Source organism: Pseudomonadota bacterium (assembly GCA_026388275.1).
In the GTDB taxonomy this organism is placed as follows: domain Bacteria; phylum Desulfobacterota; class Syntrophorhabdia; order Syntrophorhabdales; family Syntrophorhabdaceae; genus JAPLKB01.
The window spans coordinates 1-14,980 of the sequence record JAPLKB010000059.1 but is presented as its reverse complement, the minus strand read 5'-3'; the positions used below and the strand labels follow the sequence as shown (position 1 = coordinate 14,980).

The window sequence follows — 14,980 nt, the reverse complement described above, 5'->3', positions numbered from 1 at the left end:
CGGAGACGTACAACATGTACGTCGCACAAGCAAGACCGCAGATTGACACTGCCGGGGCGGAAAAGGACCCTTTCCGGACGTGAAACTAACTAAAACATTCATGGACCTGACAAAATACCCCCCGTTCGCAGCCCCCTGCCGGGATTTTCTTTTATACGGTGATTTTCCTTATTTTGCAATACTTTTTGTATGGAAGATTGTGTGTCCAATTTCCACCGATTATTTGGCGCAAAATAGAAAAGGGTTTCGCGCCTGTATAAAAAATACCACCATCGCCGATAATAATTTCCTTGCATTTCTAAAATGTTTGGAAGTAAAGTTTCAATTTGATAAAGGCAAACAAATTGCAATGAATCACACCGGGGTAAATTTTCGGGATATTAAAACCCGAGGGGCAAGATATTTATAATTTTATGGACGTTCCCCTCATCCTCCCTGAGAAAAAATATTAAATCAGGAGCCATAATTATGGGTAAGACAACAGAGGAACTTTACAAGGAACGTGAACAGCGTGTTTTGGATGCTGTAGCCCTGAAAAAACCGGACAGAGTGCCGGTTCTTGCACACTTCAGTTTTTTTCCGGCCAAATACTCCGGAATGACTCTGGAAGAGGTCATGTATGATCCTGAAAAATTGTGGAAGGCGCAATGGAAGACCCTAACGGAATTCGAGCCGGATATGGACAATAATCCCTTTGCCCTTCGTTTTCTTGGGCCCCTTCTCGAAACACTTGATTTCAAACAGTTAAGATGGCCGGGACACGGTGTTGCAGCGGACGTGAGCTACCAGTTTGTGGATGATGAGTATATGATGGCCGACGAGTATGATGCCTTCCTCGCCGATCCCACTGATTTCATGGTAAGGACATATTGGCCCCGCATATTCGGAGCACTTAAGGGTTTTGAAAAGCTCCCTCCCCTCAGGGGCATCATCACATACGCCATGGGTACGCCTTTTGGTTTCGGCGCATTTATCTCTCCGGAAGTAGTGGAAGCCCTGGAAGCTCTCAAAAAAGCAGGCGAGAAGTCTCTGCAGGTTGGATACTACTCCAGGCTTTTCGTGGAAAAATCACGGGAGGCAGGCTTTCCCATGCAATACGGCGGCTTCACTCAGGCACCTTTTGATACTCTGGGCGACTACTTCCGGGGTACGAAAGGCTCTATGCTTGACATGTACAGAAGACCGGATAAAGTCATCAAGGCATGCGAAAAGCTGCTTCCTATCATGCTTGAAATGGCCGAGAACGCATCACGGGTGTCCGGAAATCCCAGGATATTCATACCTATTCACAAAGGATTGGATGGTTTCATGTCTCAAGAGCAGTTCAAAAGATTTTTCTGGCCGACCTTCCGGGATCTTCTGGTGGCTCTTATCAGCAAAAACCTGACTCCATGTGTTTTGTGGGAAGGAAACTGTACTTCCCGGCTGGACATCATCAAGGATGTACCCCCTGCAAAGATGATCTACGCCTTTGAGTCAACGGACATCATCAAGGCAAAGGAAGTGCTCGGCACTCAGGTGTGTATCCGTGGAAACATGCCGCTGTCTCTGCTTGCTACCGGCACGCCGGAAGACGTAAAAGCCCACTGTAAGAAGTTGATCGATATTGTCGGGAAGGACGGAGGATATATCATGGACTCGGCGGCAGGATTCGACGACGCAAAGCCGGAGAATATAAAAGCAATGTTCGAGTTCACAAAGGAATACGGCGTTTATTGACGGGTTTCCGATCCAGGATGTTCGCTGAATGTTGTTTGTTTACAAATTCTGGTACAAAGGAGGTATTAAATGAAGAAAGGCATTATGGTTTTACTTATGGTGGTTGCCTTAGCACTTGTTCTCGGTTCTCCGGTCAGAGGAGCAGATGTTATAAAGCTCAAGGCTGCCAACTATCTTCCGGTTACTCACAAGATGTCCATTCTTACCGCAAAGTTTTGTGACGAGATCAAAAAGCGCACAGACGGCAGGGTCCAAATCATGTACTACCCCGGCGGCACCCTTCTTTCACCGGTGAAGATGTTCAACGGCGTAGTGACGGGCATTACAGATATGGGAGTTTCTCATATTTCATACACCCGCGGCCGTTTTCCCGTGATGGAGGTCTTCGCTCAACCACTTGGATTCCCAAGCGGGTATGTGGCATCCAAGGTAAGCCAAGACTTTTACTCAAAATTCAAGCCCGCTGAATGGGATTCTGTCCAGGTCCTCTATATTAATACTTCGGGACCTTTAATCGTCCAGACCATCAGCAAACCCGTGAAGACCCTTGAAGATATGAAGGGTCTTAAGCTGAGGGCAACAGGCGAAACTGCCGACGTCGTGAAGGCGTTAGGAGCTGTTCCGATACCCCTTGAGATGCCCGATGTTTATGAGTCTCTCAGAAGGGCTGTGATCGACGGAATCATGGTGGACCTTTCCACGCTAAGATACTGGAAGTTCGCTGAGGTCGTCAGAAACGTCACCGCATCGTGGCGGCTCGGTACCGGTTACACCTTTTACTTTGTGATAAACAAAGCCAAGTGGAACTCCCTGCCTCCTGACATTCAAAAAATCTTTATGGAGGTCGCTGCAGAAACGCAGGATGCCCAGGCGCGCCTGTGGAATGAAATGGACATTGAGGGGCTCGATGCCTTTAAAAAGGAAAACGGCCAATTGATATCTCTGTCCGAGGCAGAAGCAGGAAAATGGATAAAGGCTGTGGAACCTATGATGGGCAGTTACAAAAAAGAGATGGTATCCAAAGGGTTCAAGGCTGCTGATGTTGACGGATGGTTCAGCTTTATCAGGGAGCGGATCGAATATTGGAAAGCAGAGGAAAAGCGGAAAGGGGTGAAAGCACCATTTTAGATGAGACATATCGGCGAATCCCCCGGGTTTTGTCATTAGGACCCGGGGGACGTTGGTTCAAAGTGAATCTTTGGGAGACGGGTTTTTCAAATCTGTCCCGATTTCCCCAATGCCAGGAATAAAGATTTGAACCCTAATTGTTAATCATGTTACGGAGCGAAGTGCAGCACACCGAAATCCCACGGAGCATGGAAGTTCCGGTCGCTCAAGGGTGCCCACGATGCCCAGTGCGGATGGGAGGTCCTGTTGCCGCACTTGTACAGATTACCCCGCCACTGCCGCCCTTCCACCCTTCCGATACTCCCCGCATAGCTCTGCAGCAGGGCGAAGGGGATGCTAAACTCCAGCGACCATGTGACTTCATCCTCAATCTCAGGCTCGATAATGGACGGAAGACTACTATAGACCGCCACCTGCCGGCCTTCTTCCGGGGAAAGCGGCACAGCTTCCGCCACTCGCCCGTCGATCCTGGTCGGGTCTGTCACGTAGGAAGCAAGCAAGGCACCGCCGCAGTTGAACTCGAAATTGAAGTAGCCTTTGTCAGGTACAGGCTGTACAAAGAGCTCGACACAGCTGTCCTCGTAGACTGGGGCCTGAAAACCCGTATGGATACACCGCACATATCGGTCCCGGACAAGGAAAAGCCCGTAGAGGTGGCTGTCATCATAGAGCATCTTGCACCGTACAAGCGGCCAATGGGAGGTGCCTTCGGGTCTGAAGCAACCGATACCGAGAAACGGGGTTTCGCCCCACACCGGTCCGTTCCAGAGTCCGTGCAGCTCCGGACGAACATCAGTTTTAGGAATGGCATGACAGTGGTCGCTCATATGAAAGGAATATACCAGATCTGATATTATGTCACAACAAACTTTGGAGACACAACGAACTGCAAGCGCAGCTTGATTGCCCCGCGTGTACACACCCTGAAGCATGCTTTGAGATTATTTCCATGCTTTGGCCGATAAATTTTTCCTTGCATCTTTATGAAGATTGCGGGCAGCGCTTCAATTTGCCGAAGGCAAAACAATGAAAAGAAAATTAGAGTCTTTAATGAAAAGTGAAAAAGATGGAGATATTACATGCCGTAGATGCGGCGCCTGCTGTCACGTGGACATGATCGCCTACGTCTCTCCTGAAGATATTCAGAGATGGGAAAAAGAGCAGCGCTATGATATTCTTGACCGGCTTCACGACAACAACGTATTCTGGGCGGGTGACCGGATCATTAATAAGTTTGGAACAAGCGTGACGAGCTGTTTTTATCTTAATTGGGATGTCTCATTTTTTTCCTGCGAAATTTACGAGACACGCCCGATGATTTGTCGCAATTTTATCCCCGGCTCATCCGAACTGTGTCCGCTTTATTATCGGCAAGAGTAGTTTTTTTGCGGATTTATACTCGATTGACAGGAAGGAAGAATCTTGGATAACCTCAGGTATAAAGACAGCTTCCGTCACTAAGGTCTCGCGCCTGTACAAGACAATGCCTCTGCCGATAAAAATATCCTTGCATCTTTATGAAGATTGCGGGCAGCGCTTCAATTTGCCGAAGGCAAACAAACGGCAATGAATAACCCCGAGGTAAATTACGAGATTTAAAATTCGAGGGGTAAGAAAAAAGGGGCGTAAATAGCGAGGATCAATCGGTCAATTAAGGTTTCTTTTCGGAGGGGGAAATATAGTTATAGCTTATGGATGTCCACATCGTACGCCTGTGTGGCTGGAGACGGGGAATGAGTCCCGGGTACGAGTGTCGTTCAATAATTCCTTTATTGCCCCGCCGGGTCAATACCCCGAAGCTTGCTGAGAAATGGTTCCATATTCTTGCCTTTGATACCCCGTCCGCTTGCGGCGGGGTGATTCATTTCGCGGCTTTCAGCGCGGTCCAACCACCCTCAAATTTCTTGGCTTCAACATGGTAGCCCAGCGACTCAAGTAACTGAGACAAGTCTTTGCTGGTCTGTCCATCTTTAACCTCTGCGCTCAGGTTCGGATCTTTGAGTATTTCCACAATATTTTTTGTGTAAGTGGTGAGGAATTGGCTGTTGTCGATCCCTTTGGCTTTTAATTCAATAGATTCCATGGTTTTATTTTAAACTATTTTGTTCCCGGATGCAAGAGAATTTGAAGGTGCCATTGGTTCTTTCAGCCTTGCAGAGCGCCCTATACGGCCAAAGGCCTGGGAATGAACAGTCAACCATGGCGCTTAATCTATGATTATTCCTCTTTTAGGATTATGACCTCAATTTTCCCCTGGAGTTTTTCGGCAAACATCTCTGCATCCATCCTTGTTCCAATCCCTTTGCCATAGTGCATTGGTAAACAGTAACAAAAAGATAAAACATGTCTTTTTCATTGTCATCTCCCCGTTTAATTGTATTAGTATTAAAATTGTATAAAAAAATCGCTCGATTATGTTAAAAACAAAGTTGTTATTGTTTCTTTCTGCCTCCACCGATACTGATAAAAATTTGCTTGCATTTTTATAAACTTTGCGGCAGAATGGCAATGAATCACCCCGAGGCAAACTGTGGGATATTAAAATCCGAGGGGCAAAAAAGGGGCGGTATTACGGGGATCAATAGATCAATTAAGGTTTCTTTTTGGTGGAAAATGTCCAATATGGCCTCCTGCATCACAGATAGAGATTTGATCCAGGCCGTCCCTGCCATGGAATCTCTCCTATGAAATACACTGGCAGCCCCCTTGTGTTTCCCTGCGCATACCCGCTTAAGGTATTGGGAGAAAACACAAATGAGTTTTATGCTGCTGTAGTTGAGGTCATTGAGAAACATATCGCAGAAGGTGAAACTGTACTCTACAAAACCAGGACCAGTTCCGGCGGCAAATATCTCTCAATAACAGCAACACTGACAATCCACAGTCAGGAGCAGTTAATTGCAATTTATCAGGAACTAAGTCAGCACAAATCTGTGTTAATAACAATATAATATGGTGATGATACCAAGTCGCCTTCAATCGCACATCTTTGTTATCTCCTCCTCGCACTCCTCGACGTACTTTTGTGTACGCCTGCGTCGGCTCATCGTCGCTGCCTCGATGTGCATTTGAATGCGACTTGGTATGAGAAGAATAAGGCTGCTTTGATAACACGGGATTTTAAACAACATAAAATGAAAAGGGGTAATATATTGTGGATGTCCCCTATACTTTCCCCGGATCAGGAGAATGTGAGAGATTATGCCGCTTCTTTTTAAATCGCTAAGCCACGGCGATGTAGCTTTCGGTTTTTTTAATATTGAAACAGATATGATACTGCTGAACAATTACTTTTTCTTTGCCAGTGATGTCTCTGATTACATTGTGGAAATAGCCTCGCAGACACCTGATGAATCCTGCATAATGGAATGGGTTGTATATATCCTTGAAGAAAACCGGATCGGCAACCTGATGGGCGCAATAACAGGTGTTGATCTATGCGGGTTCATCGGAGAGGTTTATGGACACTTTCCTTTTCCTTACATACCGGAGAAATTTAAGCAGCATCCGGAAGGCCATACAAACAGAGAGCTTGTGGAAAATATTGTTAAGCGATACACTCCATTGACAAAGATAAAAGTTGTCGTGGACTCAACTGCTCAGACCATTAAGATAGGTGACTACACCTTCAATAAGCTCGGATTTCAGGAGCTTCTGACATATTTATGGGTTGGCGGTTATCCGCAATGGATGGATGGAATACGGCCTGACTACATCATGAGGATGAAGGAATGCGTTGAACATTCCACCCACCCGTTACTCGGTTTTAAATTTTAAAACACGAAAAGATATCGGAAATGAACCTCCCCGCAGCAAAGCTGCGATGTATCAGAGGAATGGGGAACATGATTATCCCCCCTCACCCTGCCCTCTCCCTCAAGGGGCGAGGGAATATAGTCACCCCGAAGCAGAGCTTCGAGGAATCAATTGATTGAAAGTAATATTTTGGCCAGGAGATGGAGGATTATGCTTTTTTGGCATGTGGAATATGGTCAAAGCAATAATAGTAAAGGTTTTCCGGCAATATCTTTTTTCTCTGTCTGAGGTAATTTTCGATGGAAACCGCCCGTTCATACCGTAGGAGGTGAATTCTCCGACACTGTGGCGGAGAATTTGTAAATCAAGAACCGGCAACAGTTTAGAAGAATTTAAAGATTTTCCAAATCTGTCCCTATCCCACCCTAAAGTCAAGAATGTTGGGTGAAATTCCAAGAAACCAGTTTTAAGGCTTACCGGACATAGAACAAGGCAGGATAAGGCTTTATGGGGAGTTTTTGTTTGGTGTCCACTGTGGACACCAAACAAAAAAGATCTCCCGCTTGCATGAAAAATAATATCGCCGATAAAGATTACCTTGCATTTTTATGAAGTTTGGAGGCAACGTTTTAATTTGCCGAAGGCAAAACAATGGAAGAAAAAAAAGGGCGGCATGACAGAAGATATTTCCTTTTGGCGGGGGAAAAATATTTACTTTTTAAAGGATGTCCCCTCTGTTTTCCATCTCTCTCAAGGCTTCAGAGCCGTTGGAAGTTTTCACCACATCATAACCGCTTTTCCTAAGCACTGCCGCAAGCATACTTCGGGATGTAAAATCATCTTCGGCAATAAGAATCCTCATTTCGGCTGTTCCTCCACAATTCTCCCGGCTGCATATACAACACGGTTGCGTCCCTGAACCTTCGCTTGATAAAGAGCAGCATCGGCTGCCCCCAATATCTCATCCACCAGGCTTTCGGCTGTCGCACAGGCCACACCGATGCTAACCGTAACAAACAAATCACCTGATCTTGTTTTCATAATGCTTCCGGCAATCTCCATACACAATCTGTTAAAGGCAGATACAGGGTCTGTCCCTGCTTTCATAGGAATAATTATTAAAAATTCCTCTCCCCCTATGCGCCCCACAGAATCATAATTCCTGGAACAATCGTTCATAATTTGAGAAAGCTCACACAGCACATCATCACCGGTCTGGTGTCCATATGTGTCATTGATCTTTTTAAAATGGTCTATATCACAAACCCCGATAGCCAGTGCATCTCCATGGCGTCCGGCACGCGCGAGTTCTTTTTTCAAGCGATCGAGAATAGCCCTGCGGTTAAGAATCCCTGTCAAGTAATCATGTGTGGCTTCATGCGCCAAAGCTTCCCGGCTTTTTATGAGTTTGTCCTGCATCTCGATCATTCGACGTCCGACTTCAACTCTGGCACGGAGTTCACCCGGATGAAACGGTTTAGCCAGGTAGTCATCGGCTCCTGCGTCCAATCCGGCTATCATATCGGCCTTTTCGCCTTTAGTGGTCAGTATGATGATGTAGAATAACTGCTCAGTCTGCAAAGCGCGTACCCGGCGCACAACCTCCAGTCCATCCATTTCAGGCATCACCCAGTCGAGAACAGCAATTCGAGGAGCGTCAGGCTTCTCCATCTCTCTCCAGGCTTCAGAGCCGTTGGAAGTTTCCACCACATCATAACCGCTTTTCCTAAGCACTGCCGCAAGCATACTTCGGGATGTAAAATCATCTTCGGCAATCAGGATGCGCATCAGAGTATCTTCCTTATCATATAATCAACCTCATCTTGCGCAACTCTTCCAACAGCCTTGCCTTCTGGACGGGCTTGGCAAGAAAAATGTCGCATTGATTTTTAGCCGCATTTATAACGTTTTCTTTGTCTGTAAGGGTAGTTGTCATAATAATTTTGGCGCGGTTTATATCTGTAAGACCGGCAGATGCTTCCATCTGCCGTATTATGCTTAGCGCCTCCTGACCATCCATTTCAGGCATCATGATGTCCAGGCAGATAAGGTTATAAGGTTCGCCTGTTTCTATTGCGATGCGTACGGCTTCAACAGCCTCTTTGCCGTTGACAGCTACATGTGAGGTCCCATAGTATTTCAATATTTCCTGAAGGAGCAGGCGACTGGTAAAATCGTCCTCAGTAATCAGTATCTTCATCTTGTTCTCCCTTTATGTGTTTTATAGCTTTAGCACTCCTTTACCATCACTTTCTTCAACTGTTCAAACTGTGTTACCAAATTAGCTACGGACATATTTACAGCAGTAAGATCCCCGTCCCTGGCTTCTTTCTCCATTTCAAAGGCTACTGCACGCAATCGTTCTCCGCCTATATTAGCTGCTGCACCCTTGATGGTATGAGCCTGACGTTCGACATCTGAAACACTGCCGGCTTCCAGAAACGTTTTTAATGCCTGGATCTGTTGCGGAATATCCGTCAGGAAACCATCCGTAATTTTTTTTGTAAGTTCTTCGTCATCCATCAGGCGTTCCAGCATTCCAGCCTTATCCCAGATAATAGGTTCGGCTGTCTGAGGCTCCTTTGTTTTTTCAGGTCTTTGTTCATATTTAATCCGCTCTCTTTTACCCGGATCTTTCGTCAGCCATTTTTCCAGCCTTTCAGCCAGAGTCTGCGGTGTTACAGGTTTTGACACATAGTCATCCATGCCGGCCTCAAGGCATTTCTCCCGATCGCCCTGCATGGCGTGGGCGGTCATGGCAATGATGGGTATGGCATGATTAAGTACTGCGGATTGGGGATTGCGAATTTGTCGGGTTGCCTCCATTCCGTCCATTACAGGCATCTGTACATCCATTAGAATCAGGTCATAAGGAATGCTCTCCAGCACCTTGAGCACCTCGGCGCCGTTTGCCACAGCATCAGCCCGCAAACCTAATTTATTGAGAATACCCAGAGCCACATGCTGGTTGGTAATATTGTCCTCAGCCAGCAGAACCCGTGCTTTATTGCCAGTAAAGAGGGGTAACATATCAAAGGTTGAGTGGCGAGTCACGATGGGCTCAGACTCCTTGCGGGTTAAGTCCCGGTCTGACAATATCATTGACAACACATTCTTCAGTTCCTGATAACGCACCGGTTTAGTAAGATATGCTGCAAAGCCGACATTCTGGAAGCGGCAGGCATCGCCGCGTATTCCAAGGGAGGTCAACATTACCATCCTTATATCAGCCAGACGATTGTCTGCCTTGATAGAGCGGCCAAGGGACTCACCATCCACTCCCGGCATCTGCATGTCAATTATTGTAATTCTAAAGGGGTCATTCTCATATACTGCCTGACGGAGTGCCTGGAGTGCTTCGATCCCGTCCTTACATTCAAAAGGACGCATGCCCCAGTTGGTCATGCGTGTCATCAGGATTTCCCGGTTGGTGGCATTATCATCCACAATAAGTATGCGTATACCGGTCAGGTCAGCAGAAGGGAGTATGCCGGTGTGCATACCCTCGGGCTGCTTACCCAGGCTTACGGTAAACCAGAACTCAGATCCCTTGTCCTCTTCACTATCAACGCCAATTTCACCGCCCATCAGTTCGGCCAGTTGTTTTGAAATGGCCAGTCCCAGGCCGGTGCCGCCGTATTTTCGTGTTGTCGAGGTATCCGCCTGAGAAAACTTGTTAAATAGCAGGCCAATCTTGTCCCTGGGGATGCCGATGCCTGTATCACGCACAGAGAAACGCAGAACGACCGTATCTTCAATATCGGATTCCACCATCACACGGATCACCACCTCTCCGGTATGGGTAAACTTGACTGCGTTACCCACAAGGTTGGTGAGAATCTGGCGAAGGCGACCCGGGTCACCGCGAAGAAGCACAGGAACCTGGGGTGTAAAGGCATATAGCAATTCCAGCCCTTTGTCATGGGCACGCACTGCCATAGTTGCAGCAAAATCTTCTATGAGGCTCAGAAGATCGAAATCAATGATTTCCAGGCCCAGCATCCCGGCCTCAATCTTGGAAAAATCGAGGATGTCGTTGACGAGCCCGAGGAGAGATTCCGCACTGGCCCGTACAATCTCGGCAAAGCGCTGCTGCTCGTCAGTGAGCTTTGTGTCCAACAACAGACCGGTCATACCGATAACCCCATTCATAGGAGTACGGATCTCATGGCTCATATTGGCCAGAAACTCGCTCTTGGCCTTATTGGCCATCTGAGCCTGGATTGCCATTTCATTGGCACGTTCGATGGCTCTTTCCAGATTAATGTTAGTTTCCTGTAGGGCCTCCGCCATTCTTCTGCGTTCTGTATTGTCACGGATGCACTCTATGGCTGCGATAATCTCACCTCTGGAATCACGAAGAACAGATGCTGTACCGGAGAGATAGAGATTACCGCCGGGCATGTTCGGTGTATATGCATCGCCGAAAAGTATTTCGCCCACCCGATGAATAGTCGTGTATTGTTTTTCCATTTCTCTATCCCGATGAAGGGCAAGATCAACGAGGATTGGCCTTCTATCACCATAGAACGGTATGGAATATTCATAGTTGCCCTTGCCGAGCATATCTTCTTTCCTGACGCCGGTCATGTCTTCAAGAGCCCTGTTCCATGCAATTACCCGGCCTTCCTTGTCAATGACCAGGGTGGCATCAGGTAGGAACTCAATTATATCCGACAATCTCCTGCGGGATTCCCGGAGTTCCTCCTCCACCTGCTTGCGCTCGGTTATGTCCCGTACAATTCCCACGGCATGCCAGCCATCTTCAAGCTGAATTGAGGAAAGTGAAACCTCGATAGGAAATTCTTCTCCATTTTTCCGGCAGCCCTGTAGCTCTATGACCTTGTCAATCGCCTTGCCGCGGCCTGTATCTTTAAACATTTCAAATGCTGTGAGGTGTGCTTCCATAAAACGTCTTGGGGCAAGGAACTGGTGCAGATTGCTGCCGATTGCCTCCTCGTCTGTATAGCCGAAAATATGTTCCGCCGCCGGATTCCAGAAGGAGATACAGCCCTTAGTATCCATCATCAATATTGCATCCTGGGCCGAATTAGTAATAACACGGATCAAAGATTCCTGTTTCTTCAATGCTTCAAGGGCAGCCTCTTGTTTGGACTCGGCCTGTTTGCGGTTGGTGATATCTTTGGGAAAAATTGCTATTTTTGACACACAACCTCTATCATCAAAGACTGGATAAGCTGACGTTTCGTAAACCCTCCCGTTTCTCGTATCCTCAAAATAGACCGACTTGCCTGTATGGACAACCTGGTCATATTTCTCTTTTCTGCGTTCTGCAACATCGGAAGGAAATAAATCATACTGTACAATGCCGATAATCTCCTGAGAATCTTTACCCATTCTCTTGGCCAATGTTTCATTGGCCACAAGTATGGTCCCCTTTGTATCGATCAGCAGCAGGGCATCGTCAGTGGCGTTGATTAGAGACCGAAGAGTTTTTTCGCTCTCCTTTAATTTTTCTTCCATTTGTTTGCGGTCGGTAATGTCCAGGTGGGTTCCTATAATCGCAGGTTCTCCCCGGTACATGGTTCGGGAGCTGAATACTTCGGAGTTTCTTATCTCTTTGTTTTTTGTGATTACCCTGAATTCATAGTGGATTGATTTCAGTCCCCCGGATATCCTCTTGCGCATGTTCTCTTCCACAATAGGCCAGTCTTCCGGAAAAACAACATCTTTTACAGCTAATTTGTCAATTATTTCATCCAATTCGTATCCGAGTATCTGGGCAAGTTTAGAATTTGCATATTTAAATATACCATCCTGAAGAAGGTATACACCGGCAATAGATTCCTCTGAAAGGTCCTTGAAGTGCTGTTCAGAATTCAACAGTGCTTCTTCAACACGCTTGCGGTCTGTGATATCGCGGGCAACAGCCAGCAAAACTTGTTTACCGTCCAGCACCATGGCGATGAGAAGCACATCAGCCGGGAAAGATTCACCGGTGTCAACACGTTTGTGTACCCATTCGAATTGATGTCTGCCCTTTTCCAGCGCTGCGGCAATATGCCGTTTACTCAGTGTAATTGAGTCCGTGCCGCAAGGCTGGACCGTTGGGGACAAATCCTCGGGGTGTAACGAACAAAACTCTTCCCGGGTTGCACAGCCACTGATTGCCAGTGCTGCCTTATTACAGTCTAAAAAATCCTTCTCGTTAATCAGCATTACTGCATCGCTGATCGAATCATAGAGCGTGTGGAATTTTATCTCGGAACGGTGCAGTGCCTCCCCGGTACACCTGTGCTCCGTTTCTAACAGCTCCAGTTCCATAATTTTCTGCTTTAAGACAGATATCTCTTTAATCAGTTCCGATTTTGTTGTCCTTGATAGATCGCTCATCGGGTCTCCCTATGGTGATAAATAGCGCATAAACATGCCAGGATATTTTTGTGAATGTGAAAAAATTAAACATGCAGCCTTTCGAGCATATGTTCAGGTATATGTTTGCCTCCGCTAATTATATGCAGAGCCGATACAAGGTCGTACTCTTAATTATTGTTATCGCACAGTGCCCTAATTAGCTTAAGAAGAACTCTTTTCATGCCATTCATTATCGCTTGAAATGAGTACGCTCAATTATGGACTGAATTTATTAAGTGAGAGGAAGAACTATGCAGGGTAAGGCTTGATGGGGAGTTTCTGTTTTGCATCCACAGTGGATGCAAAACAGAAAAAGTCTCGCGGCTGCATGAAAAATTCCTACACCGATAAAATTACCGAGGTTTGGAGGTAAAGTTTCAATTTGCCGAAGGCAAAACAATGGAAGAAAAAAGGGTGGTAACTGGGGGATAAATCAACTAAACAAGGTTACTTTTTGGCAGGAGAAAATTTAGGATGTTTCCTTAAGTCCATCATACACATCTCTTAATCGTACAATGGTTCTCGTGGTTCTATAAGAAGTTTTACTCCATCTATGATTTTTTCCGTTGTCAATCGTGAAAGGGTTCCTATTTTATCCCTAAGAAAAGACCTGTCTATGGTAATAATCTGAGAAATATTGACAACACTGTCTTTGGGCAAGTTCCCTTCACCCTTCTGTAGATATACATTGCCGGGCGCTTTTGCAAGGCGTAGGTTCGAGGTTATGAGACAGACAACAACGGTGTTAATCTTACTCTGATTGAATATATCGTTCTGAATGACAGCGCAGGGATGGTTATATCCAGGCTCCGAACCTCCAGGATCGCCGAAATCAACCCAAAACAAATCGCCCTGTATGACAGAAGAACTCAATAAGTCTCCTTCAGGACATTCTTCTTGAAGTGGCTTGCTGCTCTCTTTCTGGCTTCGGCATCATCCGGTGCCTCAGCAATTGAATAGACCTCGTTCAATGAATCGAGGACATTTTTTGATTTGAGTCGTTCCAGATACTCTTTAGTAGCAACCGCAAAGACATCGCTTCTTGAACGCTTTTGTTTCTTCGCAATATCATCAATCTGACGGAAAAGATCATCGGGTATAGAAATAGCAGTTTTCATACCAAAAGTATTACCCTAATTTATACTATTGTCAATATTTTTAAAAAAACTTTGGTGAAAATATATTTTGCTTTAAAACCTGACAAACTAAAAACATTGCAGGATAAGGCTTTATGGCGAGTTCGCTGTTTGCGTCCACAGTGGACGCAAAACGTAAAAGGTTTCGCGCCTGGCTGAAAAATCCCTCCGCCGATAAAAATTTCCTTGCATTTCTATGAAGTTTGGAGGAGAATTGAAGAAAAAAAGGGGCGGCATCACGGGGATCAATCAGCCATTTAAGGTCTCTTTTCGGCGGGGGAAATATCTACCTCCCTGGGGCCACAAAATTGAAAAACTGATATTTCAAGACCTGGCCCCACTGTTTTGTAGCCCCACTGTTTTGTTCCTTCAGATGAATCGAGCGCGATAACCGGCCACACATTGGTCGTCAGTTGCGGGAAGCATATGATGCATTAATAAGTTTCCAAATAAAAACATAGGAGGAGATCGTGAAAGGACTTATTGTAAGATTTTTTATCTTTATATGTGCGGTAGTTATGTTGGTCGGTTCTACCTCTTTTGCAGCCAACACGATCAAAGTGGGTATTGTCGATACATATTCAGGGGGAGCTGCCATTTTCGGCATAGACATGCGTGACGGCTTCAGGATGGGGATCAATGCGATCAATGCGAAAGGGGGCGTCCTCGGCAGGAAGATTGAATTCGTCACAAGGGACGAGAAGTTCCAGCCTAATCTGGCCCTGTCCATGGCAAAAGAACTGGTCATGAATGAGAAAGTGGATATCCTCATGGGCACGATCAGCAGCGCCTCGGCCCTTGCCGTATCAGACTTCGCAAAGAAGGAGAAGATACCCTTCTTCTGTACCTATGCCAAGAGCGAAAAG

The 14,980-nt window shown here is 46.2% G+C and carries 14 protein-coding genes; 6 read left to right on the top strand and 8 right to left on the bottom strand.

Features of this window, described 5'->3' with window-relative positions; translation table 11 throughout:
• Positions 1-468: 468 nt before the first annotated feature.
• Both NT010_14155 and NT010_14150 read left to right on the top strand, forming a co-directional pair.
• Positions 469-1,719 (top strand): hypothetical protein, encoded by a 1,251-nt coding sequence (locus tag NT010_14155; protein ID MCX5807179.1) that lies wholly within the window; start codon positions 469-471, stop codon positions 1,717-1,719.
• Positions 1,720-1,788: 69 nt separating this feature from the next.
• On the top strand, positions 1,789-2,847 hold the full coding sequence (locus NT010_14150) for a TRAP transporter substrate-binding protein (protein MCX5807178.1): 1,059 nt from the start codon (positions 1,789-1,791) through the stop codon (positions 2,845-2,847).
• A gap of 149 nt (positions 2,848-2,996) precedes the next feature.
• On the opposite strand, the gene NT010_14145 is transcribed toward NT010_14150, so the two are convergent.
• A complete protein-coding gene (locus NT010_14145; protein ID MCX5807177.1) occupies positions 2,997-3,674 on the bottom strand; it encodes a carbohydrate-binding family 9-like protein in 678 nt (225 codons plus the stop codon).
• A 199-nt stretch (positions 3,675-3,873) separates the two neighbouring features.
• On the opposite strand from NT010_14145, the gene NT010_14140 reads away from it, so the two are divergent.
• Positions 3,874-4,227, top strand: a complete 354-nt coding sequence (locus NT010_14140; protein MCX5807176.1) for a YkgJ family cysteine cluster protein — start codon at positions 3,874-3,876, stop codon at positions 4,225-4,227.
• Positions 4,228-4,708: 481 nt separating this feature from the next.
• Here NT010_14140 and NT010_14135 read toward each other — a convergent pair whose 3' ends face one another.
• Entirely contained in the window at positions 4,709-4,930 is a 222-nt protein-coding gene (locus NT010_14135; protein ID MCX5807175.1) for a hypothetical protein, read from the bottom strand.
• A gap of 601 nt (positions 4,931-5,531) precedes the next feature.
• Here NT010_14135 and NT010_14130 point away from each other — a divergent pair.
• Positions 5,532-5,798, top strand: a complete 267-nt coding sequence (locus tag NT010_14130; protein MCX5807174.1) for a DUF493 domain-containing protein — start codon at positions 5,532-5,534, stop codon at positions 5,796-5,798.
• Between the two features lie 250 nt (positions 5,799-6,048).
• Positions 6,049-6,624 (top strand): hypothetical protein, encoded by a 576-nt coding sequence (locus tag NT010_14125; protein ID MCX5807173.1) that lies wholly within the window; start codon positions 6,049-6,051, stop codon positions 6,622-6,624.
• 697 nt (positions 6,625-7,321) lie between these two features.
• On the opposite strand, the gene NT010_14120 is transcribed toward NT010_14125, so the two are convergent.
• From NT010_14120 to NT010_14095, 6 genes are all read right to left on the bottom strand, one after another.
• Positions 7,322-7,465 (bottom strand): response regulator, encoded by a 144-nt coding sequence (locus NT010_14120; GenBank protein ID MCX5807172.1) that lies wholly within the window; start codon positions 7,463-7,465, stop codon positions 7,322-7,324.
• Positions 7,462-8,391, bottom strand: coding sequence for a diguanylate cyclase (locus tag NT010_14115; protein MCX5807171.1), 930 nt, complete (start codon positions 8,389-8,391; stop codon positions 7,462-7,464). Before NT010_14115 ends, NT010_14120 begins: the two co-directional genes overlap by 4 nt.
• A 16-nt stretch (positions 8,392-8,407) precedes the next feature.
• Positions 8,408-8,803: a response regulator gene (locus NT010_14110; GenBank protein MCX5807170.1), complete on the bottom strand. Its 396-nt coding sequence runs from the start codon at positions 8,801-8,803 to the stop codon at positions 8,408-8,410.
• A gap of 29 nt (positions 8,804-8,832) precedes the next feature.
• Positions 8,833-12,957, bottom strand: coding sequence for a PAS domain S-box protein (locus NT010_14105; protein MCX5807169.1), 4,125 nt, complete (start codon positions 12,955-12,957; stop codon positions 8,833-8,835).
• Between the two features lie 525 nt (positions 12,958-13,482).
• Complete coding sequence (locus NT010_14100) at positions 13,483-13,851, bottom strand: type II toxin-antitoxin system PemK/MazF family toxin (GenBank protein ID MCX5807168.1); 369 nt, start codon at positions 13,849-13,851, stop codon at positions 13,483-13,485.
• Positions 13,848-14,096 (bottom strand): ribbon-helix-helix protein, CopG family, encoded by a 249-nt coding sequence (locus tag NT010_14095; protein MCX5807167.1) that lies wholly within the window; start codon positions 14,094-14,096, stop codon positions 13,848-13,850. The genes NT010_14100 and NT010_14095 overlap by 4 nt, the downstream gene beginning before the upstream one ends.
• Before the next feature lie 488 nt (positions 14,097-14,584).
• On the opposite strand from NT010_14095, the gene NT010_14090 reads away from it, so the two are divergent.
• The coding region (locus NT010_14090) for an ABC transporter substrate-binding protein (GenBank protein MCX5807166.1) at positions 14,585-14,980 on the top strand (396 nt) is incomplete at its 3' end.